Origin of the sequence: Microbacterium sp. PRC9 (assembly GCF_031844125.1) — a bacterium.
In the GTDB taxonomy this organism is placed as follows: domain Bacteria; phylum Actinomycetota; class Actinomycetes; order Actinomycetales; family Microbacteriaceae; genus Microbacterium.
Window position 1 is genome coordinate 478,212 of record NZ_JAUZUR010000004.1, and the last position, 21,497, is coordinate 499,708.

At 72.5% G+C, this 21,497-nt stretch carries 15 protein-coding genes; 8 read left to right on the forward strand and 7 right to left on the reverse strand.

The features are described 5' to 3' along the window. Positions 1-500 precede the first annotated feature (500 nt). Positions 501-2,273 carry an ATP-dependent helicase gene (locus tag Q9R33_RS11610; protein WP_311293814.1) on the reverse strand — a complete coding sequence of 591 codons (1,773 nt, stop codon included), beginning with the start codon at positions 2,271-2,273 and terminating at the stop codon, positions 501-503. Further along, complete coding sequence (gene nudC / locus Q9R33_RS11615) at positions 2,270-3,184, reverse strand: NAD(+) diphosphatase (protein ID WP_311293816.1); 915 nt, start codon at positions 3,182-3,184, stop codon at positions 2,270-2,272. The genes Q9R33_RS11610 and nudC overlap by 4 nt, the downstream gene beginning before the upstream one ends. Positions 3,185-3,261: 77 nt before the next feature. Between nudC and Q9R33_RS11620 the strand changes: the two genes are divergently transcribed. Continuing rightward, positions 3,262-4,623, forward strand: a complete 1,362-nt coding sequence (locus tag Q9R33_RS11620; protein WP_311293817.1) for a phosphotransferase — start codon at positions 3,262-3,264, stop codon at positions 4,621-4,623. Positions 4,624-4,671: 48 nt separating this feature from the next. Here the strand turns inward: Q9R33_RS11620 and Q9R33_RS11625 are convergent, their stop codons facing one another. Further along, a complete protein-coding gene (locus Q9R33_RS11625; protein ID WP_396654103.1) occupies positions 4,672-7,968 on the reverse strand; it encodes an ATP-dependent DNA helicase in 3,297 nt (1,098 codons plus the stop codon). A 59-nt stretch (positions 7,969-8,027) separates the two neighbouring features. Further along, on the reverse strand, positions 8,028-11,249 hold the full coding sequence (locus Q9R33_RS11630; protein ID WP_311293818.1) for an ATP-dependent DNA helicase: 3,222 nt from the start codon (positions 11,247-11,249) through the stop codon (positions 8,028-8,030). Positions 11,250-11,431: 182 nt separating this feature from the next. Between Q9R33_RS11630 and Q9R33_RS11635 the strand changes: the two genes are divergently transcribed. Both Q9R33_RS11635 and Q9R33_RS11640 read left to right on the forward strand, forming a co-directional pair. Beyond that, positions 11,432-11,656, forward strand: coding sequence for a DUF3107 domain-containing protein (locus Q9R33_RS11635; protein ID WP_045296833.1), 225 nt, complete (start codon positions 11,432-11,434; stop codon positions 11,654-11,656). 13 nt (positions 11,657-11,669) lie between these two features. Then, a complete protein-coding gene (locus Q9R33_RS11640; protein WP_056367873.1) occupies positions 11,670-11,960 on the forward strand; it encodes a hypothetical protein in 291 nt (96 codons plus the stop codon). 48 nt (positions 11,961-12,008) lie between these two features. On the opposite strand, the gene Q9R33_RS11645 is transcribed toward Q9R33_RS11640, so the two are convergent. Beyond that, positions 12,009-12,722, reverse strand: a complete 714-nt coding sequence (locus tag Q9R33_RS11645) for a ferritin-like fold-containing protein (RefSeq protein ID WP_056367874.1) — start codon at positions 12,720-12,722, stop codon at positions 12,009-12,011. Between the two features lie 212 nt (positions 12,723-12,934). On the opposite strand from Q9R33_RS11645, the gene Q9R33_RS11650 reads away from it, so the two are divergent. Together Q9R33_RS11650 and Q9R33_RS11655 are read left to right on the forward strand one after the other, a co-directional pair. Next, positions 12,935-14,470: a DEAD/DEAH box helicase gene (locus Q9R33_RS11650; protein ID WP_311293819.1), complete on the forward strand. Its 1,536-nt coding sequence runs from the start codon at positions 12,935-12,937 to the stop codon at positions 14,468-14,470. Positions 14,471-14,577: 107 nt separating this feature from the next. Beyond that, positions 14,578-15,009, forward strand: coding sequence for an SHOCT domain-containing protein (locus tag Q9R33_RS11655; protein ID WP_056367878.1), 432 nt, complete (start codon positions 14,578-14,580; stop codon positions 15,007-15,009). A gap of 53 nt (positions 15,010-15,062) precedes the next feature. Here Q9R33_RS11655 and Q9R33_RS11660 read toward each other — a convergent pair whose 3' ends face one another. Beyond that, positions 15,063-15,926, reverse strand: a complete 864-nt coding sequence (locus Q9R33_RS11660) for a PHP domain-containing protein (protein WP_056367880.1) — start codon at positions 15,924-15,926, stop codon at positions 15,063-15,065. A gap of 83 nt (positions 15,927-16,009) precedes the next feature. Between Q9R33_RS11660 and Q9R33_RS11665 the strand changes: the two genes are divergently transcribed. The 3 genes from Q9R33_RS11665 to Q9R33_RS11675 all read left to right on the forward strand — a co-directional run bounded on the left by Q9R33_RS11665 (position 16,010) and on the right by Q9R33_RS11675 (position 20,327). After that, positions 16,010-17,032, forward strand: a complete 1,023-nt coding sequence (locus tag Q9R33_RS11665; protein WP_311293820.1) for an endonuclease/exonuclease/phosphatase family protein — start codon at positions 16,010-16,012, stop codon at positions 17,030-17,032. Between the two features lie 38 nt (positions 17,033-17,070). Continuing rightward, positions 17,071-18,504 (forward strand): aminopeptidase P family protein, encoded by a 1,434-nt coding sequence (locus Q9R33_RS11670; RefSeq protein ID WP_311293821.1) that lies wholly within the window; start codon positions 17,071-17,073, stop codon positions 18,502-18,504. An 83-nt stretch (positions 18,505-18,587) separates the two neighbouring features. Beyond that, a complete protein-coding gene (locus Q9R33_RS11675) occupies positions 18,588-20,327 on the forward strand; it encodes a gamma-glutamyltransferase (RefSeq protein ID WP_311293842.1) in 1,740 nt (579 codons plus the stop codon). Between the two features lie 6 nt (positions 20,328-20,333). Here Q9R33_RS11675 and Q9R33_RS11680 read toward each other — a convergent pair whose 3' ends face one another. After that, a complete protein-coding gene (locus Q9R33_RS11680; protein ID WP_311293822.1) occupies positions 20,334-21,482 on the reverse strand; it encodes a citrate/2-methylcitrate synthase in 1,149 nt (382 codons plus the stop codon). Positions 21,483-21,497: the final 15 nt, after the last annotated feature.

Consider the following 21,497-nt stretch of genomic DNA (forward strand, 5'->3'; position numbering starts at 1 on the left):
GGCGCTCGGTGCTCCGGACGCGTCCGCCGCGTCACGGTTCCTGTCGCGCATCCGCCGAGCACTCATGACGGACGCCGCGGCCCGTCGCCTTGTCACGATCCAGTGCGCCGAGGATGTGCCCGACCGCCATCGTGACGCGGTCGCCGCGGGCCTCGCCGCGGAGGGGTACGACGTCCACACCGCTCACCGCTTCGACGGCATCGGCGGCGCCGGCACGGATGCCGCGGCCGTCGTCTTCCTCGTGCATCGCGTCGTGGCGCCTGGCGCAGCCGCCGCCCTCATGGGCGCCGACGTCGATCATGTTCCGATCGCGCTCACCGGCTCGGGCGCGGAGGTCGGTCCCTTCGTGGAACCGGGCCGCAGCGCGTGCCTCGCCTGCGTCGCGGCTCACCGCCGCGACAGCGATCCCTCGTGGCCCGCTGTCGCTGCGCAGCTGCTCGGGCGCCCTGTCGAGAGTGAGCCCTCGGTGCTGTGGGAGGCGGGGATGGTGGCCGGGCGCCTCATCGCGGAGCGCGCGCGGAACCCCTCGGCCGGCCGGACCCGGTCGGTGACCCTGCGCGCCGGCTCGCTGCATCGGCACGTGCGGTCGCACCTCCCGCACGCAGAGTGCCGTTGCCGATCTCTCGCAGGAACCGCGACGGCTGCCGCTCCCGTACGCCTCGAGCCCACGACAGCGACAGTGTTCGCCCAGCCCGCGTGATGCCGACGTACGCGAGACGCCGCTCTTCGTCGACCTGCTCGAACGTGGTGGCGTAAGAGATCGGAAGGAGCCCCTCCGCGACGCCGATGAGGTGCACGTGCTCCCACTCCAGACCCTTGGCCGCGTGCAGCGTCGCGAGCGTCACCGTGCGCCTCGCGGGCTCGTCGTGCGCCTTGGCGCGGGCGGTGAGCTCGTCGGCGAAAGCCCGGAGGGTGGTCCCCTCGGGCGCCTCCTGGGCGAGACGCAGCAAAGCCGCTCGGGCCTCCCACGCGTCGCGGAGAGCGCCGCCGGCCTCCGGCGGCTCGTCCGTGAGGCCCCGCGAGCGCAGGATGTCGCGCACGGTGTCGACGAAGCCGCTCTCGATGGGTGCGACCGAGGCCGCACGCAGCTCCATGACGGCCTGCCGCACCTCGGGCATGTCGAAGAAGCGGCGTCCGCCGAGCACCGTGGTCGCGATCCCCGCATCCGAGAGGGCGGCGACGAGCTCCGCGGACTGCGCATGAGCGCGGTAGAGCACCGCGATGTGGCCCGGGTCCGCGCCCTCGGCGATCTGCGCGGTGATGCGCGCGGCCACCGCGCGCGCCTCGTCTCGGTCGTCCTCGAACGCGGTCACCGTCGGGACCGGGGCCGAGCCGGCGTCGGCGTCGCGGTCGGCGGCCGCCGAGAGGTGCAGCGCGCCGGGTCGACCGCGCATGAGCTCGTTCGCGACGGCCAGGATCGGGGCATCCGATCGATAGTTCGTCTCGAGGCGTACGACGCGGGCGCCTTCGAAGCGCGAGGCGAAATCGAGGAGGTACGCCGCATCGGCGCCGGCGAACGAGTAGATGGTCTGGCTCGCGTCGCCGACGACGCAGAGGTCGCGGCGGTCCCCCAGCCACAGCTCGAGCAGGCGGTTCTGCAGGGGCGAGACGTCCTGGAACTCGTCGACCGTGAAGTGGCGGTACTGCTCGCGAACGGCCTTGGCGACCTGCGGCTCGGCCTCGAGCATGCCGGCGCAGGCGAGCAGCACGTCCTCGAAATCGAGCTGACGGCGTTCGTCCTTGAGCTTCTCGTAGGCGTGCTGCAGCGCCACGACGCGCTCGACGCCGAGGCGGCCGACGCCGTTCGGGCGGGCCGCCGCGTACGCGTCGACGCTCAGCATCGAGACCTTGCGCCATTCGATCTCGGACGCGACGTCGCGCAGGGTGGCGACGTCGGGCGCGAGCCCGATTCCGTCGGCCGCATGGGCGAGCATCCTCACCTTGTTGTCGACGATGCCCGGCGCGGTGTCGCCCGCGAGCGTCGGCCAGAAGAAGTTGAGCTGCGCGAGCGCGGCCGCGTGGAACGTGCGGGCCGACACCCCGCCGACACCCATCGCCCGCAGACGCCCTCGCATCTCACCGGCGGCCTTGGTCGTGAAGGTCACCGCCATGACGCGTCCGGGCGAGTACGCGCCGGTGTCGACACCGTGGGCGATGCGGTGCGTGATGACACGGGTCTTTCCGGTGCCGGCGCCGGCCAGCACCGCGACGGGCCCGCGCAGGGCAGTCGCCGCCTCGAGCTGATGCTCGTCCAGCCCCGCGAGGGCGCTCACGCCCGCTCCGCGTGCCAGTCGGCGATGAGCCGGTGCGCGATGGACGCCCGCCCGGGAAGCACGACGTCACCGTCGCCGGCGAGCGCCCGGCCGATCTCGTCGCGCGTGAACCAGCGGACCGCGGCGATCTCCTCGCCGTCGGCACGCGCCGCCGCATCGTCGCGGGACTCGGCGAGGAATCCGACCATGAGCGAGCGCGGGTACGGCCATGCCTGGGACCCGCGGTAGGTCACCGCGCCGACCACGATGCCGGACTCCTCGGCCACCTCGCGGCGCACGGCCGCCTCGAGCGACTCGCCGGCCTCGACGAAGCCTGCGAAGCACGAGAACCGGTCGGCACCCCACAGGGCGTTCGAGCCGAGGAGCAGCAGATCAGGGTCCGCCGTGCTCGTGATCGCGACGATCACCGCGGGATCGGTGCGCGGGAAGTGCTGCCGCCCGCAGTTCGGGCAGCGGCGCGACCAGCCCGCGTCACCGAGGATGGTGCGGGTGCCGCACGCCGGGCAGAAGGGCGCGTCGAGGAGCCAGCGTCCGAGGCTCAGCGCCTCGACGAATGCGCCGGCGTCGCGGGGCGACAGCAGAGCACCGACCGTGCGCAGGCCCGCCCAACCCGCCGGGGCGGCGAACAGATCGTCGTCGCGCGACGCGAACACTGCGGCGAGCAGGGCGGCGCCGTCGGCATCACGCCCGAGGAAGGCCCACTCGGCCCCGTCCGGCACGTCCGCCGGGGTGCGCCATTCGAGGGCGTCGGGTGCGGCGAGCGGTGCGGAGTCGCCGACCACGACGAGGACCCGGGACGCGGCATCCGTCTTCGCCGTCTCGACGAGGTCGGGAATCAGCCTCTCATCGGCCGCGCGATCGAGTCCGGGGTGCGCCAGCGGATTGAGGCTGGTGCTGTCGGGCGCCGTCATCGAACATGCTCCGCTTCGTCGTTCAGGGCCGGGCGTGGCGCGGGGACGGACGAGCGCGACCGACCTACCCTGGGCACATGGCACGCTCACCCCTCACTCTAGCCGCGTCGGTCACGTCGGCTCTCCCGCGGGTCGGCGTCGTCGGAGTCGGCGCCCTCACCGAGGGAGCGGCCGGCCGATTCGACGCGGCGGTCGCCGATCTCGACGATGGGCGGCGGGTGGTCGTACGTGTCCCTGCCGATGCCTCGTCCGCTCCCGAACTCGCCGCGGAAGTGCGCGCGCTGCGCGCGCTCACCCCCGGTGTGAGGGGCCTCCTCCCCTTCCGCGCGCCCGAGCTCCTCGGCGAGACGGGCCTCGGAGACACACGTGTCGTGGTCGTCGACTTCCTTCCCGGCTACCGCGTCGATGCGGCGCACCTGCCGCCCGGACGCGGCGCGGCGACCTCGCTCGGTGCCGCACTCGCGGCGCTTCATGCGCTTCCGCATTCGATCGTCAAGAGCGAGGGCCTGCCGGCGCGCACGCCGCAGCAGGTGCGCGCCGATGTCACGCGAATGATCGAACGCGCCGTCGCGACCCGCCGACTGCCGGTGAGCCTGGCCGAGCGCTGGCACCGGGCCGTCGACGCCGACGAGCTGTGGCGCTTCGAGTCCGCCGTCGTGCTCGGCGGCGCGGGGGCCGCCTCGTTCCTCTTCGAGGACCTCGACGGCGTTCCCACCGTGACCGGACTGCTCGAGTGGCACGGGCTGTCGATCGGTGACCCCGCGACCGACCTGCAGTGGCTCGCGTCGGCCCCCGACGCCGCCGATGACGTCTACGCCGCTTACGTCGCCGGCAGCGGCCGCGCTCCCGACGTCCGGTCGCGCGAGCGCGCGCGCCTGTACGCCGAGCTCGAGTTCGCGAAGTGGCTCGTGCACGGCCACGACGCCGATCGCGACGACATCGTCGCCGACGCCGTCGAGCTGCTCGAATCCCTCGCCGGCGGGGTCGCCGGCGACGACATCCTCTCGCCGGGCGCACTCGACGTCGACGACGCGATCGCCCTTCTCGAACGCACGCCCGGCGCGAGTGCGCCGACCATCGACACGTCGATGCAGACCGATGCGTACGACCCCGAGGAGCTGGCGCAGTGGGTCGCCGACGAGGACCATGCGCGACGCGAGACGGGGCCGGTGCCACCCGCGCCGGAGTCCTTCGACACGCAGGAGATCGCCGCCGAGGAGCTCGCCGCATTCCGGCCCGTCGATCTCGACCCGGCTGCGGTGGAGCTGCCCGCGATCCACCCGGACGACGACCTCTCCACCGCGCCCATCACGCTGCCGACGGGCGCGGCCACGAACGGGTCCGGTTCCCGCGATGACGACCGCGACAGCGGACTGGATGCCGAGGCCGAGGCGGAGCGCGCGTCCGAGGCGGCGCTGCGCCGCTGGATGGCCGACTGAGGCGAGCCGCGACATCGTGCGGCCCGGACCGGTTCTCGCGTCGGGGGCTCAGCTTCGCAGGATGACGTCCTCGGCGACGTAGTAGAGCGCGACATCGATCTCGTCGAGCGGCACGCCGTGCTTCGAGTGATAGGCCTGTCGGTACAGCTCGAGCTGCAGCATCCGTTCCTCCTTCTCTGCCGGGGTGCGCGGCGCGACGCCGGTCTTCCAGTCGACGATCTCGATACGCCCGCCGCGGTCGTCGCGCCGGTACACGGCGTCGAGCTTGCAGATCACGATGTGCGGCAGGCCGTCAGGGCCGATGGTGGTGAAGTCGATCTCGGTCTCGACCTCGATCGGCTGGAGCGCGGCCCACTCCGACGCGAGGAAGCGTTCGCGCAGGGCCGTCAGCGCGGCGGCGTCCTCGACCGAGGCCTCCGTCCCGGGAAGGTCCTCGTCCGTCTCCCACAGCGCGTCATCGAGCGAGCCGCCGAGTCCTGCGCGCCCCGAGCGCTGTTCGACCCAGGCGTGGAACAGCGTGCCGAGGCGGGTCTGACGGAAGGGGCGCTCGGGCATCGGCCGGGCGATGCCGGCGAGAGTGCCCTCGAGGTCGGCCACATACTCCTTGTAGCGCGACGCCGCGATGCGCGTCGGCGCCGTGTGCACCGGGCGCGCACGGCGCGCCTCGCGCTCGGCGAGCAGCAGCGCCGCCTGCGCATCGATCTCCGCACGCGGTGCGCCCAGCGCGGCTTCGACCGTTCCCGCGGCGCCTGCCACCGCTGCCCTGCGGGCACCCAGCGGATCGATCGGCCACTGGAGCACGCGCCGCTCCCCCTGGTACGGATCGTCGCCGGGCTCGTCGTCGGAGAGCGGCACCCCGAGCGCCTCGGCGATCTCGGCGAAGAACGTGCTGCGGGTGCGCGGGCGCTTGGTGCCCGACCACGTCGCACCGGTGAGCAGCAGGTGATCGCGGGCGCGGGTCACGGCGACGTACGCCAGTCGGCGATCCTCTTCGAGCTGCCGAGCCCGGTTCGCCTCGACGAACGTCTCGATCGCCTCCTTGAGATCCTGCTGCGTCTCGGCCGACTGCCAGCCGAGCGCCGGCAGCCAGGCCGAGTCGCCGCGGAACGCGTACGGCAGGACGCCGAAGCCCAGCCACGCCTTCGTGTCACGGGGTGCGCTGGGCAGCTCGTCCTTGACGAGCCGCACGACGGCGACGGCGTCCCACTCGAGACCCTTGGATCCGTGGATCGTCAGCAGCTGCACGACGTCGTCCTCAGGCGGCTCGGTGCGCGGCGCGAACTCGTCCAGCTGCTCGGCGTGGTCGAGCCACGCGAGCAGGCTCGACAGCGACCCGGTCTCGTCGGCGGCGAGGAAGGCGTGCACCTCGTCGACGAACGCCCGCAGCTGCGCCGAGGCGATGCGCGCGGGGCCGCGTGACTCGTTCGCGGCGAGCTCGATGTCGAGCCGCAGCTCGAGCTCGATCAGCCGCACCAGTTCAGGGATCGGCATGCCGCTCGCCTGACGGAGTCCCGCGAAGACGGATGCCGCGTCCCGCAGTCGCTCCCGCGCTTCGGGCGTGAAGCCCGCGAGCCAGCCGTGATCCGGCTTCTGCCGCAGCACGAAGTCGAGGGCATCGACGAGCGACCCGTCGTCGTCGCCCGCGCTGCCCCGGATGCGCTCGACCACTTCTGGTGCGAGGGGCTGCAGCGCGGCGTCGTGGCGTGCGAGGCGGCGTGACAGCGCCGCGAGCTCGCGCAGGTCGGGGAGCCCGATCGCCCACCGCGGTCCCGACAGCAGCCGGATGAGCGCGGAGCCGGCAGACGGGTCGCTGATGACCCGCAGCGCGCAGACGACGTCGACCACCTCGGGCGTCGACAGCAGACCGCCGAGTCCGAGGATGCGGTGCGGGATGCCGCGGCGCCCGAGTGCGTCGCCGAAGCGCACCATGTGCTTCTTGCTGCGGAACAGGATCGCCCCCGTGGTCGACCGACCGCCGTCGGCGCGCTCGGCGCGCACCCGTGCGAACCAGTCCGCGACGCGGTCGGCCTCGGTGTCGAGGTCTCCGTCGAAGCCGAGCTCGACCATGCCGGCGGGCGCTCCCGGCCGCGGCTGCAGCTCGCCGACCGCGACGGAGGCGGATGCGGCGAGCGGCGCGAGCACGGCGTTCGCCGCCGTCAGCACTGCGGCGCTGTTGCGCCAGCTCGTCAGGAGCGAATACTGCGCGCATGCCGCGCCCGGCGCGAAGGCCGATGAGAAGCCGCCGAGGTTTCCGGCGCTGGCCCCGCGCCACCCGTAGATCGCCTGGTGCGGATCGCCGACCGCCATCACCCCGGTGCCGGCGAAGAGAGTGGCCAGCAGGTCGGTCTGCACGACGGAGGTGTCCTGGTACTCGTCGAGCAGGACGACGCGGTACCGCTCGCGCAGCTCGTCGGCGACCGCGCGGTGGCTCGCGACGACCTCCAGCGCGCCGGCGACCTGATCGGAGAAGTCGATGACCCCGAGACGGAGCTTCTCCGCGGCGTACTCGCGCGCGAGGTCGGCGAGCAGCGCGAGCGCATCGACGCGGTCGGCCGCGTCGGAGACGTCGGCGTACACCGTGGTGCGCCGATTCGTCGACGGCAGCTCCCGTACCGCGCGGAAGCGCTCGGGGAACGCGGCCAGCGCGTCGAAGTCGACGAGATTGTCGACGCCGTCCCGCGCGATCCGCAGGGCCGCGTCGACGATCGTGCGCACCGCCTCGCCGCGCTCCTCGAGGCGCGGGTCGTCGGAGGCGAACACGACGCGACGCATGAGGAGCCACGCCGCGGACTCCGAGAGGACGGCGGCCTCGGCATCGCGTCCGATCCGGAGCGCGTGCTCGCGCACGATCTGGTCGGCGAAGCTGTTGTAGGTCGCGACGCTCGGCCGGTGCAGCAGCGTGTCGTCGACGGAATCGTGCGGGACGGCGCCCACCGTCTGCGCGAGCGCGTCGAGCAGGCGGTGGCGCTCCGCGGTCGCCCGTGCCCCGTCGGCGCCGGACCGCTCGAGCTCGCCGAACACGTCGAGCCGCCCCTCGCCCGCGAACGCGGGCAGCGCCGGCAGCAGGCCGCGGCGCTCGAACTCCGCCAGACGCGCGAGGCGTTTCTGGATGCGCTCCGCGAGCTCGCCCGCGGCCTTGCGTGTGAACGTGAGGCCGAGCACCTCGTCGCGGCGGACGATGCCGTTCGCCACCAGCCACACGACACGTGCCGCCATGGTCTCGGTCTTGCCGCTGCCTGCCCCCGCGACGACGAGGGCGGGCGCCAGGGGCGCCTCGATCACCGCGATCTGCTCGTCGGTCGGCGGGAACTGTCCGAGTGCGGCCGCGATCACGCGCGCCGGCAGCGGAGTCGGGGACGCGGATGCCGCGGCCACAGGCTGCCGACTCGCTCCCTGCACGATGGTCACGAGGCGCTCACCGCGCCGACGGTGTGGATCCGGCACAGCCCGTAGGAGTGCTCGTCGCGGCAATGCTCCTCGTACGGTGCGGTGAAGCTCTCGCCGCGCATGACGGCGACGGCCGTGCGGATCCGGCCGACGAATGCGTCACGGCGCTCATCGTCGAACGGCGGCTGCCACGGGGTGACGTAGTCGGACCTGGTCGCGGTCGGCCGCAGCACGAGGAGCTTCGCGCCACCGGGCGCATGGCCGTTCGCCTCCGGGATCGCACCCGACTCGAAGGCCAGCTGGTACGCACCCAGCTGGGGGTTGTCGAGCACCTTGGCGTCGGTCTGCGGCTCGCGCTTGCCGGTCTTGAGATCCATGATGACGACGGTTCCCTCCGGCGTGAGCTCGACGCGGTCGATGTAGCCCGACAGGATCACGCGGTGCTCGGAGGCCTCGGGGACGGCCATCGGCGTCCCGTCTTCCAGCGGGATCACCACCTCGAAGTGCGGCTCGGCGCCGATCAGCGTGCCGCCCGCGTCGTCGAAGCGCCGCAGGTAGAGGTGCAGACGCCGCACCAGGTCGCGCGCACGGGTCTGCTCGGCGCGGTCGCGCCACGCCGCCTCGAACGTCAGCTCGCCCCAGCGCGACTCGACCTCGGCCCACAGCGCCGTTTCATCGTGACCGGCCGCGTGCTCGAGCGCCGCGTGGATGATCGTGCCGAGGCCTGCGGTGGTGCCGCCGGGGTCGCCGCCGAGATCGGCGATGACCCAATTGAGCTCGCACTCCTCCAGGGCGTGCAGCCGGGAGGGCGAGACGCGGACGTCCTCTCTCGACAGGTCGCGCAGCGGGCCGGTCGATGTCGGCCCCGGGACGCCGTACCATTCGCGCGGCGACGCACCCGGCACCCCGGCATCCGCCAGCAGCGCGAGCTGTTCCGCGGCGCGCGCCGCGGGCGCGGCGAGCGACCCGGGAACGGCGGCCGCCCGTGGACCGGCGGCGGTCAGGGTGCGCCGGTGCCGCGCCACGAGCCCGCGAAGGGACACGGGGTGGTCCAGATCGAAGGGCTCCGGGTCGGGCAGCAGCTCGAAGAACACGCTCGGGCCCGAGTCGTCGTCATCGACGGCCGTCACGATCACGCGGGCCGTCGCCCGCGACAACGCGCGCGCGAGCAGGCGGAGTTCGTCGTGCAACGCCGCGCGGCGGCGGTCGAACGCGCCGAGCGTCTCGCCGTCGGCACGGGTGGCCGCGTCTGCGAGACGCCACGTGTCGAGAAGGCTGCCGCGCAGTCTCGTGTTCGGCCAGACACCGTCCTGCACGCCGGCCACGACCACGGTGTCGAACTCGAGCCCGAGCGCTCCGGCAGGCGTCATGACACGCACGCTGTCGTCGCGCGTCGGCGCTTCGAGACGGTCCTCGGCGACGCCGCTGTCGAGGATCGACCGCACGAACACGCGCGGATCGGCGTCGAGCGAGCGCTCGACGAATCGCTTCGCGGCCTGGAACAGCGCGACCAGGGCGTCGAGGTCGCGGTGCGCCTGCTCTGCCAGTGGACCGTTGCCGCGCGCGAGCTCGCCCCATGTGCGCTCGAGTCCGCTGCGGTCCCACGCGGTCCAGAGCAGCTCGTGCGCCGTGGCACCGCGGTCGAGGTCTTCGCGCAGCACCTCGAGCGTGCGCGCCAGCGATGCCGCGCGCCGGGCCTCGCGCGTGTCGAGCAGGTCGAACTCGAGCGGCTGGCGCATCGCCGAGAGCACGAGGTCGCGACCCGAGCGCTCGGCGACGCCCTCACCCTTGTCGCTCTCCGCGGCTGCCCTGGTGTCCGGGTCCTCCGCCGTGCTGTCGATGATCCGGCGCAGCTCGGCGTGCCGCAGTGCCGAGCGCAGCCGGCGGAGCTCGATGACGTCGAGTCGTCCGTACGTGCCGACGAGCGCCGCCGAAACGTCATCGAACGTCCACTCGTCGCGCGACGCCAGCTCGATGAGCCGCAGCAGGTCCGCCACAGGCCGCACGGCGCCGAGGGCGCGCCCCGGTCCGCTCGAACGCGCCGGCACCTCTCGCGCCGACAGCTCCGCCTCGAGCGCCGCTACCTGCCGGGTGTCGTGCGCGATGACGGCACAGCCGCTCCACGACACGCCGTCGTGCACGTGGCGCTCGCGGAGCACCCGCGCGATGGCGTCGTACTCCTCGGCCGCGGAGCGCAGGGTCAGCACCCGCACGGAGTCGTCGGCCTCGGCGCCCGATGCCGCGCCGCGGTGGGCCACGACGCCGACCGCGCCGATGCGCTGAGTGACGCGGCCGACCAGCTCGCGCTGCCACGCGCTCCCGCGATGCCCTGCGGTGAGCACGTGCACGGCACCCAGTGATGCCGCAAGGCGGGCGAAGTTCTCGGGCGTCGCGCCGCGGAACGTTCCCGACCCGACATCGGGGTCGCCGAAGGCGAGCACGGCGGCGCCTCGGGCGCGCACCGCCTCGAGCATCTCGACGCCGCCCAAGGTGAGCTCCTGCGCATCGTCGACCATGACCACGCGCACCCGGTCGACAGCAGGGCTCCCGGCCGGTGCCGTGCGCAGCAGCCCGACCGCTTCGCGGACCAGACCCGCGGCGTCCCGGTGCGCCCCGCGCATGGCGCCCCGCACCTGGAGGTATTCGCCGAAGAACGACGACAGCGACACCCAGGCCGGCAGCTCGTGGCGCTCGCCGAGCTCGCGGAGGCGGCGCGGCCCGATGCCGAGGGTGGTGCACTCGGCGAGGAACGTGCGCACCTCGGTGCGGAACCCGGCCGTGCCGCGGATCGCCGGGCCCAGCCAGTCCGGCCAGCGCACGATCCCGGCCGCCTCGTCCTCGTCGTCGCCCTCGAGCAGATCGCGGATGATCTGGTCCTCGTCGCCGCCGGTGAGAAGCTGCGGCGGATCCGCGTCCGCCGCGACGGCGTGCGCCCGCACGACCTGAAAGGCGTACGAGGCGACCGACCGCGCGAGCGGCCCCGTCGTCGCGACTCCGACCGCGAGGCCCAGGCGGTCGCGAAGCGCCGTCGCGGTCTGACGCGACGGGGTGAGCACGAGCACGGCATCTGGATCCACGCCGGCCCGGATCACGGCGGCCACGCGCGCGATCAGCGTCTCGGTCTTGCCGGTGCCGGGTGCGCCCACCACGACGCCCGATGCCTCCCGCGGCAGCGCCAGCACCGTCTGCTGCGCCGCGTCCGGGGTCCACGCCGCACGATCCGCCTTGCCCGAAGTCACCCTCCGACGCTAGCGCGAGGGCGCGACATCCGCCGTTCGCCCAGAGCGTTCCGGCGACGGGCGGATGCCCCTGCGCGGTGTCGTAGAGTTGCCATGCGTCCGGGGAGCCCTCAGCCTTTCCGCCAGGAGGAGCCCTCAGCCATCTGGCACACAACTATCGCCCCGCGCAGGAGGTCAGTCACGTGGAGATCCGCATCGGCATCGCGAACACCGGCCGCGAGCTCAACTTCGAGACGAACGAGCCGGCGGCAGACGTGAAGAAGTCCGTCGCCGCGGCGCTCGACGCCGGCGCCACGCACGTCACCTTCGCCGACGCGAAGGGCAACTCGTACATCGTCCCCACCGCGGGCCTCGCGTACATCGAGCTCGGCTCCGAGGAGTCGCGCCGCGTCGGTTTCGTCGCCTGAGCGGACCCCGGACATGCAGATCCTCATCGCGTTCATCGTCGGCGCGGTCGTCGGCATCGGCATCCACTTCCAGCTGCACCAGCGCCTGACGCGCGGGGTCGTCCTGGCGCCCATGATCGGCGCCGTGTCGGCCGGTGCCGCGTGGTCGATCCTGACCTGGCTCGGGGTCGGGATCGACACGCCGTGGCCGTGGCTCGCGGCGCTCATCGTGCCGATGGTCGTCACCTACCCGGCGATCACCCTCATCTCCCGCGCCCGCGTCGCCCACGACGCGCGCGAGAAGGCGCGCCTCGGCATCGGCTGATGACGCTCGGCTGAGCGCGACCCGCGGCCGCAGCATCCGTTCGGCGCGTCAGGCCGCCAGGCCCATGGCGTCCATGCGGCGCGAGTGCGCGGCCATGAGCTCGGTGAAGACGGGCTCCACCTTCTCCTCGGCCACCGGGCCGAGGTCGGTCGGCCGCAGCGCGGCGCGCGCGATGAGCAGGGTGTCGCCGACGAGGCGGCGCCCCCACAGCGCCAGCAGCGATTTCCACTCCGGGTCGCTCGCGATGGCCTGGGAGATCAGCTCGACGATGGCCTGGCGGTCGTCATCGGCCTGCAGGATGTGCGCGACGCGGTCGCCGGTCTCCCCGTAGCTCGCTGACAGGGCCAGGTAGAAGTCGTCGAGCATGCCTGCGGTGATGTGCACCGAGAGCATCGTCTCCTGCGTGCGCACGCCGTGCGTGGCCGCCCGGAAGGCGTCCAGCGGCTCCCGGAACGGTCGCATGATCTCGGTGGGGTCGTCGCCGCGCTCGCGGATGAGCGCGACGAGCGCCTCGTGCTTGGTGAGGGCCGCGCCGGCGGCACGGGACACGGCCTCTTTCTCTCCCAGCTCGGGGATCGACTGGATGAGCTCGGTGAGCGTCTCGAAGAAGCCGAGCTGCAGATAGGCCGCCTGGCCGAGGAACGTGTCGATGTCCGGGGCGAGCTCCTCGAAGTCGACGCGATTGCCGCCGCTCAGCTCGTCACGCGAGCGCAGCTGCAGCTTGCGCCCCGTGTCGCGACGCTGCCAGAACCACTTCACCATGGACGAAAGCCTACGAGGGGACACCGCCTCCGCGCTCGCGGCGGGGTCCTCCGGTATCGTGGGTGTCGGCCCCGGCGTCGGATCGGGGCGCCCGCGCCTGTGGGAAAGAAGGGCGTGGATCGCTTTTCCGCCCGCGCGGCGACCTCGCAGAGGCCTCGGACGCGCCAGGGCATGAACCCAGGCAGCATCCCACTGCCGGACAGGCACCCATCGTGACGACCTTCGCCGAACTCGGCGTTGATCAGGACATCGTCGACGCGCTCTCCACAAAGGGCATCGTCGACGCATTCCCCATCCAGGAGCAGACCATCCCCCTCGGCCTCCCCGGCCAGGACATCATCGGCCAGGCCAAGACCGGCACCGGCAAGACGTTCGGCTTCGGCATCCCCGTCGTCCAGCGCCTCGGCGTCGACCCGGCCCCCGGGGTCAAGGCGCTCATCGTGGTCCCGACGCGCGAGCTGTGCGTCCAGGTCTACGAAGACATGGACATGCTGACCTCGAACCGCTCCACGAGCGTCGTCGCCATCTACGGCGGCAAGGCCTACGAGGGCCAGATCGACCAGCTCAAGGCCGGCGCGCAGATCGTGGTGGGAACGCCGGGCCGGCTCATCGACCTCAACAACCAGCGACTGCTCGACCTGTCGAACGCGACCGAGGTCGTGCTCGACGAGGCCGACAAGATGCTCGACCTCGGCTTCCTCCCCGACATCGAGAAGATCTTCTCCAAGGTCCCGGCCGTCCGTCACACGCAGCTCTTCTCGGCGACGATGCCCGGCCCGATCGTCGCGCTCGCGCGGCGGTTCATGTCGAACCCGATCCACATCCGCGCCACCGACCCCGACGAGGGCCTCACGCAGGCGAACATCAAGCACCTCGTCTACCGGGCGCACTCGCTCGACAAGGACGAGGTCATCGCCCGCATCCTGCAGGCCGAGGGCCGCGGCAAGTCCGTGATCTTCACCCGCACCAAGCGCGCCGCGCAGAAGCTCGTCGACGAGCTGAACGACCGCGGCTTCAACGCGGGCGCGGTCCACGGCGACATGAGCCAGGAGTCGCGCGAGCGCTCGATGGCGGGCTTCAAGGCCGGCAAGAAGGACGTCCTCATCGCGACCGACGTCGCCGCGCGCGGCATCGACGTCGACGACGTCACGCACGTCATCAACCACACGATCCCCGACGACGAGAAGACGTACCTGCACCGCGCCGGCCGCACCGGCCGCGCGGGCAAGACCGGCATCGCGGTCACCTTCGTCGACTGGGAGGACCTGCACAAGTGGGCCCTCATCAACCGCGCCCTCGAGTTCGGCCAGCCCGAGCCCGTCGAGACCTACTCGTCGAGCCCGCACCTGTTCTCCGACCTCGACATCCCCGCAGGCACGAAGGGCCGCATCGTGACGGCCCCGAAGACCCAGGCGGTCCGGGTCCAGCCCGAGAGCGCGGCGGATGCTGCCGCCGAGGTCGAGACGAACGGCCAGGCTCCGCGAAGCCGGCGTCGCCGTCGCCGGTCGGGTTCGTCAGAGCGAGTCGGCTCCACCTTCCAGACCGCCGATGCGGGTGCCGCCGGTTCGCCGGAGCACGGCACGCCGGCGAACACCGACGGCGACCGCTCCACCGACGGGGGCGGAACCCACGACGGCGGAGGCAAGGAGCACCACGACGGCAAGCCCGCCCCGCGGCGCCGCCGTCGCCGCCGCGGCGGCAGCGGCGGCGGGTCGACCCCCGCGGGCGGCGCCACCGTCGGCGCCTGAATCCGTCTTCTCCTGTCGCGGCGCCGTCATCCGGCGCCGCGACAACGCTATGGTGAGCGCAGACGGCGCACAGGGCGCCGGTATTCCGCATTCACGAAAGGCACACGATGCGCATCATCGAGGCCGTCACCACCGGTTATGAGTATCAGGGCTTCTGGGGCTCCTTCTGGGACATCATCTGGTGGTTCCTCTGGATCTTCTTCTTCATGGCGTACCTGTTCGCGCTGTTCGCCGTGATCGCCGACCTGTTCCGCGACCACACGCTGAACGGCTGGTGGAAGGCCGTCTGGATCATCTTCCTGATCTTCGTGCCCTTCCTGACGCTGCTGGTCTACCTGATCGCGCGCGGAAACGGCATGGCCAAGCGCAGCGCGAAGGAGGCTTCGGAGCTGCAGAGCGCCCAAGACGCCTACATCAAGTCCGTCGCGGGTGCAGGCGCCAGCCCGGCCGACGAGATCGCCAAGGCGAAGGGTCTCCTCGACGCCGGCACGATCACGCAGGCCGAGTACGACGCTCTCAAGGCCAAGGCCCTGGGCTGATCGTCATGATCTGACCCGCGGCATCCGCGGTCCGAGGCGCCCTCGTCCTCCCTTCACGGGTAGACGGGGGCGCTTCCTGTTGCCCGGGCGATGATGCGCGCCACCATCTCATCGGTGGTGGTGTTCTCGCCCGGCTGATTGGGCTTGCCGAGACCGTGGTAGTCGCTGGATCCCGTCACCACGAGATCGCGCTCGCGGCACAGGTCGCGCAGGGTCGTGAGAGCGGGGTCGCGGTTCTCGCGATGACCCAGTTCGAAGCCTGCGAGGCCGGCATCCAGCATCCGTTCCATCAGTCGCATCGGAAGCAGGCCGGCACGCCCGGCCGGATGCGCGATGACGGCCACTCCCCCGGCGCCCGCGACGAGTCCCACCGCGGTCACCGGATCCGGCGCGTAGAGGGCGACGTAGTAGTCGCCGCGCGGGCTCAGGATGCCCGCGAAGGCCTCGGCGCGATCGCGGACGAGCCCCCGCGCCACCAGGGCGTCGGCGATGTGCGGCCGGCCGACTGTCGCGCCGTCGCTGGTCTGCTCGAGGATGTCGTCCCACACGAGGTCGTAGTCGCGCGCGATGCGGTCGGCCATCAGGCGGGCGCGATCCAGGCGCGAGGACCGGATGCGTGCGGTCTCGGCGCGCAGCGCCGGCTCGTCAGGGTCAGGCAGGTACGCCAGCACGTGGACGCTGCGCCACTCGTGCCGCGCCGACAGCTCCATCCCCGGGATGAAGGTCATGCCGAGGGAGGTCGCGGCCTCGGCGGCCTCGGCCCAGCCCGCCGTGGTGTCGTGGTCCGTGAGCGCCGCCGTCCGCACGCCGTGCCGATGGGCGGACGCCATGACCTCGGCGGGCGGCTGCGTGCCGTCGGAGTTCGCCGAGTGCAGATGCAGGTCGCTCGGTCCTTCGAACGGCTGCAGTCTGGGCATCCTCCGAGCGTAGCGCGGCGCGATTCGCGCGACGCCCGCGCGCGCTGACGGATCTCACAGCCTGCTCGCATAGAGTCGCCGTCGTGCTTCGCCTGCTCGGGATCCTCGTCACCGTGCTGTGCGCCATCGCCGCTGCGGTGCTGACCTTCCCGGGTTTCTTCCGCGTCGAGCGCTTCTATCCCGTCGCCCAGATCGTGTCGTTCCGGGGCATCCTCGCGCTGGCGTTCGCCGCCGCGGCGCTGCTGGCGCTCCTCCTCGCGACCGCCCGCCCGATCCGCGCGTTCGCCTTCTCGATCGCGGTGGTCGCGGGGCTCGCGACCGTCGCGAACGTCGCCGTGCTGTCGTCCCGCGGCGGCCTGGGCAGCGACCCGCTCCCGGCGAAGACCGAGGCGTCCGTCCGCGTCATGACGTGGAACACCGCCGGCGCGGCGACACCGCCCGAGACGATCGCGAAGATCGCTGTCGCGATGGACGCCGACATCGTGGCATTGCCCGAGACGACCATCGAGACCGGGGAGAGCGTCGCCCTCGCGATGCGCGACCTCGGCCATCGCATGTGGGCGCACCACGCCTCCGACCCGTCGACCGAATGGGACGCCGGCTCGACGACGCTCCTGATCTCGCCCGAACTGGGCGACTACGCCGTGATCGAGTCCTCGCTCGACGGCAGCAGCAACACCTCGACCGTGCCCAGCGCGGTGGCCATGCCGGTCTCGGGCGACGGGCCCATCGTCGTCGCAGTGCACGCCGTCGCCCCGCGCCCGAGCTACATGCAGAACTGGCGCGACGACCTCCAGTGGCTTGCCGATCAGTGCGGCGACGGCAACGTGATCATGGCCGGAGACTTCAACGCGACGGTCGACCACATGTCGGGTCTCGGGCTCGACGGCGCCACGATCGGCCACTGCACCGATGCCGCGACCGAGACCGGCAACGGCGCGCTGGGCACGTGGTCGGCCGACATGCCGGCCATCCTCGGCGCCCCGATCGACCATGTGATGGCGACGGCGCAGTGGCGGGCGACGGGCTCGCTCGTGCTGCGCTCGCTCGACGATTCCGGCTCCGACCACCGCCCGCTCATCGTCCAGTACGACCCCGCCGGCTGAACTGCCCGCGCTCCCACGCGCGTGCGAGACTGGGAGGCATGAGCAGCGCAGCCAGCGAGCAGTCCCCCGGCGCCACGAGCACCACCGAGACCTCGACCCCGACCTCGACCAGCACGAATCGCCGTCAGCCGTACGGGCAGGGCTTCCTCGACACGATCTCGACCGGATGGGCCGAACGCCCCGAGTCCGCTCCGCCGGCACGCCCTCAGTCCGCGTTCACGGCGGCGCGTCGCGACGCCCTCTCGGCGGCCTTCCCTGGCAAGCGCCTCGTGATCCCGGCGGGCGAGCTCACGCAGCGCAGCAACGACACCGACTACCCGTTCCGCGCGCACTCGGCCTTCTCGCACCTGACGGGGTGGGCCTCGGACGCAGAGCCCGGCGCCGTGCTGGTGTTCGAGCCTCGCTCGTCAGGTGGCCACGACGTCACACTGTACTTCCGCGAGCGTGCCGACCGCACGACGAGCGAGTTCTACTCGGATGCCTCGATCGGCGAGTTCTGGATCGGCCCGCGCCCCGCTCTGGCGGGCGTCGCCTCCGACCTCGGCCTCGCGACGGCGCACATCGACGACTTCGAGGCTGGTGACGGGGACGTCGTGCTCGACGAGGACGACGACCTCACCCGGTTCGTCTCGGAGCTGCGCCTCGTGAAGGACGCCTATGAGATCGGCCAGATGGAGCTCGCCGTCCAGGTCACCGCATCCGGTTTCGACGACATCGTCGCGAACCTCCCCGCGATCGTCGAGCACCCCCGCGGCGAGCGCGTCGTCGAGGGTGTCTTCCACCAGCGCGCGCGCAGTGACGGCAACGCGGTCGGCTACGACACGATCGCCGCGTCCGGGCCCCACGCGTGCTACCTGCACTGGACGCGAAATGACGGCGCCGTCGTCCCCGGCGACCTCATCCTGATCGACGCCGGCGTCGAGGTCGACAGCCTCTACACCGCCGACATCACGCGCACGCTGCCGGTGAGCGGCCGCTTCACGGACGTGCAGCGCAAGGTCTATGAGACTGTGCGCGAGGCCGCCGACGCCGCGTTCGCCGTGGCGAAGCCGGGCGTGAAGTTCCGCTCGATCCACGAGGCGGCGATGCAGGTCATCGCGACGCGCGTGGCCGAATGGGGTCTCCTCCCCGTCACCGCCGAGGAGGCGCTCGACGCCGAGAGTGGCGGCCACCACCGTCGTTACATGGTGCACGGCACAAGCCACCACCTGGGCATCGACGTTCACGACTGCGCGCAGGCACGCCGCGACATGTACTACGACGGCATCCTCGAGGCGGGCATGGTCTTCACGATCGAGCCCGGACTGTACTTCCAGATCGACGACATCACGGTCCCCGAGGAGTACCGCGGCATCGGCGTGCGCATCGAGGACGACATCCTCATGACCGCCGACGGACCGGTCAACCTGTCCGCCGCGATCCCGCGCACCGCCGACGAGGTCGAGGCCTGGATCGCCCGCGGCGGCCGCTGAACCTCTCATCGGTCGTCAGCTTGTCGAACTACACAGCCCCGTCGTCCTTCACGACGCGCCCGACGCTGACGGGCACGTTCGGCATGTCCGCGTCCACGCACTGGCTCGCGACGGCCACCGCACAGGCGGTGCTGGAGCGGGGCGGCAACGCCTTCGACGCGTCAGTCGCGGCGGCCTTCGTTCTCCACGTCGTCGAGCCTCATCTCAACGGACCCGGCGGCGATCTCGTGGCGATCTTCCAGCCGGTGGATGCTGTGGCCCCGACCGTGCTCATGGGTCAGGGGCCGGCTCCCGCCGGCGCCACGATCGAGCACTACCGCGGCGAGGGTCTCGACCTCACGCCCGGCGCCGGAGGCCTCGCGGCTGCAGTGCCCGGCGCCGTGGACGCCTGGCTCCTGCTGCTGCGCGACCACGGGACGTGGGAGCTCACCGACGTCCTCTCGTACGCCATCGGCTACGCGCGCGACGGGCACCCGATCGTGGCGGGCGCCGCCGCCACGATCGCGCGCGTCGCCGAGCTCTTCCGCGACGACTGGACGACGTCGGCAGACCTGTGGATGCCCGACGGCGAGCTTCCGGTCGCCGGTCGAGTCGTGCGGAACCCGGCCTACGCCGAGGTTCTCGACTCGCTGGTCCACGCGTCGTGCACCGTGCGCGACGACGGGCCGGTCGGACGCGCTGCCCGCATCGACGCCGCACGGCGCGAATGGAAGACGGGGATCGTCGCGCGCGAGGCATCCGCGTTCCTGTCGCAGCCGCACCGCCACTCCGGCGGGGGCCGGCACGCGGCGGTCATCACCGCGGACGATTTCGCAGGCTTCGACGCCGGCTACGAGCCCGCCGTCACGCGGGAATTCCGCGGCCGCACGATCGCGAAGGCCGGCGCGTGGACGCAGGGCCCCGCGCTGCTGCAGACGCTGGGACTGCTCGAACCCCTCGCCGACGAGCTGCTCGACCCGTCACAGGAGGCGGGCGCGCACACGATCCTGGAGGCTCAGAAGCTGGCGTACGCCGATCGCGACGCATGGTTCGGGGACGACGACGTCGACCTCGACGCGCTGCTGTCGGCCGAGTACCTCGAGGAGCGGCGCTCTCTGATCTCGTCGGAGGCCTCGGCCGAGTTCCGCCCGGGTGCGCTCCCCGGCCGCGCGCCGTTCCGTCCCCCGCTGCGCACGACCTACGACGCGCCCGCCGTCGGCACGGGTGAGCCGACCGTCGCCAAGACCGGCGAGACGCGCGGAGACACGTGCCATCTCGACGTCATCGACCGGTGGGGCAACATCGTCTCGGCGACTCCCTCGGGCGGGTGGCTGCAGTCCTCCCCGACGGTCCCGGCGCTCGGGTTCTGCCTCGGCACACGTCTGCAGATGGCGTGGCTCGAGCCGGGGCATCCGTCGTCGCTCGTTCCGGGGAGGCGCCCGCGGACGACCCTCACCCCCACGCTGGTGCTTCGGGACGGCACACCGGAGTTCGCGATCGGCTCCCCCGGCGGCGATCAGCAGGACCAGTGGCAGCTGCTGGCCCTGCTGCGCATCATCGTCGGCGGCTATACGCCGCAGCAGGCGATCGATGCGCCCGCGCTGCACACCACGTCGATGCCCGAGTCCTTCTGGCCTCGCACCTGGACGCCCGCCGGTGCCGTGGTCGAGAACCGGCTCGGCGAGGCGCTGATCGAAGGGCTCGAGCGCCGCGGCCACCGCGTCACCCGGGCGGGCGACTGGGCGCTCGGCCGCGTGTCGGCCGTCGGACGCGATGCCGCCACCGGCGTCCTGTGGGGCGCGGCGAACCCGCGCGGGATGCAGGGGTACGCCGCCGGACGATAGTGCCGCTCAGGCCGCCGCCACCCGCACCGAAGGCCCCACGTACCGCGCCGACGGGCGGATGATCTTCGGGTCGCGCGCCTGTTCGAGGATGTGCGCCGTCCACCCGATCGTGCGCGCGACCGCGAACGTCGGCGTGAACATCGAGCGCGGGATCCCGCATCGCTCCATCACGAGCGCCGCCCAGAACTCGACGTTGGCGTGGAGCTCACGGCCGGGCTTCGCCTCGGCGAGCAGCCGCTCGGCGCTCTGCTGGAAACGCAGGGCGAGCTCGACCCGCGGCCCACCCGTGCGCAGCGCGACGCGCTTCATCAGCTCGGCGCGCGGGTCCGCGGTGCGGTACACCGCGTGCCCGAACCCCATCAGTCGCCGCCCTGCCGCGAGCTCCCCACGGATCCACGGGTCGATGCGGTCGTCGGTGCCGACGGCGTCGAGACCGTCGAGCGCACGGGACGGAGCACCTCCGTGCAGGGGTCCCGTGAGGGCTCCGAGCGCGCCGACGAGGCAGGCCGCGGCATCCGCGCCGGTCGAGGCGATGACCCGGGCGGTGAAGGTGGAGGCGTTGAAGCCGTGGTCCATGACGGCGATCAGATAGGCGGTCAGAGCACGCTCGGTCGCCTCGTCCGGAACGCGTCCGGTGACCTGCCGGAGGTAGTTCGCGACGACGCCCCGGCCCTCCAGCACGGGCAGCTCGCGCTCTCCGCGACCGCGCCGCCAGAGGGCACCGACGAGCACCGGCGTCGCGGCGGCGAGGGCGATCGCATCGGCGAGACGTCCGTTCTCGTCGAGATCGTAGAGCGGACGGATGCCGCGCCTCGCGCCGAGCAGCGGCCAGGCGGCCGCGAGCCCGGCGAGCACGTCCGGCGTCGCCGCCGAGACCGCGTCGACGACGGGCCCGAGGTCGCCGCGCCGCCCGGTCGTGGCATCGGCGACACGGGCGGCGAACCCCGGGCGGGAGGCATCCGTCGCGTCCTGGCCGGTGACGAGGAGCTGCCAGGCGTCTTCGAAGCTCGCGGTCTCCGCAAGCTCGATCGCCGACCGATCCCGGTACTGGTAGAAGCCCTCCGCCCCGCGGACATCGCTCACGGTGGTCTCGGCGACGATCACGCCGGCGAGGCCCCGCGGCGCGTCGATCGGGGTGAGGCGTGTCGTCGTCATGTCGGCTCCTTGCTC

Bases quoted from the DNA above. Each gene is read 5' to 3' on its own strand.
- Q9R33_RS11640 (WP_056367873.1), top strand. From the start codon at position 11,670: ATGCAGATCCTCATCGCGTTCATCGTCGGCGCGGTCGTCGGCATCGGC.
- Q9R33_RS11680 (WP_311293822.1), bottom strand. From the start codon at position 21,482: ATGACGACGACACGCCTCACCCCGATCGACGCGCCGCGGGGCCTCGCC.
- Q9R33_RS11645 (WP_056367874.1), bottom strand. From the start codon at position 12,722: ATGGTGAAGTGGTTCTGGCAGCGTCGCGACACGGGGCGCAAGCTGCAG.
- Q9R33_RS11670 (WP_311293821.1), top strand. From the start codon at position 17,071: ATGAGCAGCGCAGCCAGCGAGCAGTCCCCCGGCGCCACGAGCACCACC.
- nudC (WP_311293816.1), bottom strand. From the start codon at position 3,184: ATGACGGCGCCCGACAGCACCAGCCTCAATCCGCTGGCGCACCCCGGA.
- Q9R33_RS11675 (WP_311293842.1), top strand. From the start codon at position 18,588: ATGTCCGCGTCCACGCACTGGCTCGCGACGGCCACCGCACAGGCGGTG.
- Q9R33_RS11655 (WP_056367878.1), top strand. From the start codon at position 14,578: ATGCGCATCATCGAGGCCGTCACCACCGGTTATGAGTATCAGGGCTTC.
- Q9R33_RS11620 (WP_311293817.1), top strand. From the start codon at position 3,262: ATGGCACGCTCACCCCTCACTCTAGCCGCGTCGGTCACGTCGGCTCTC.
- Q9R33_RS11660 (WP_056367880.1), bottom strand. From the start codon at position 15,926: ATGCCCAGACTGCAGCCGTTCGAAGGACCGAGCGACCTGCATCTGCAC.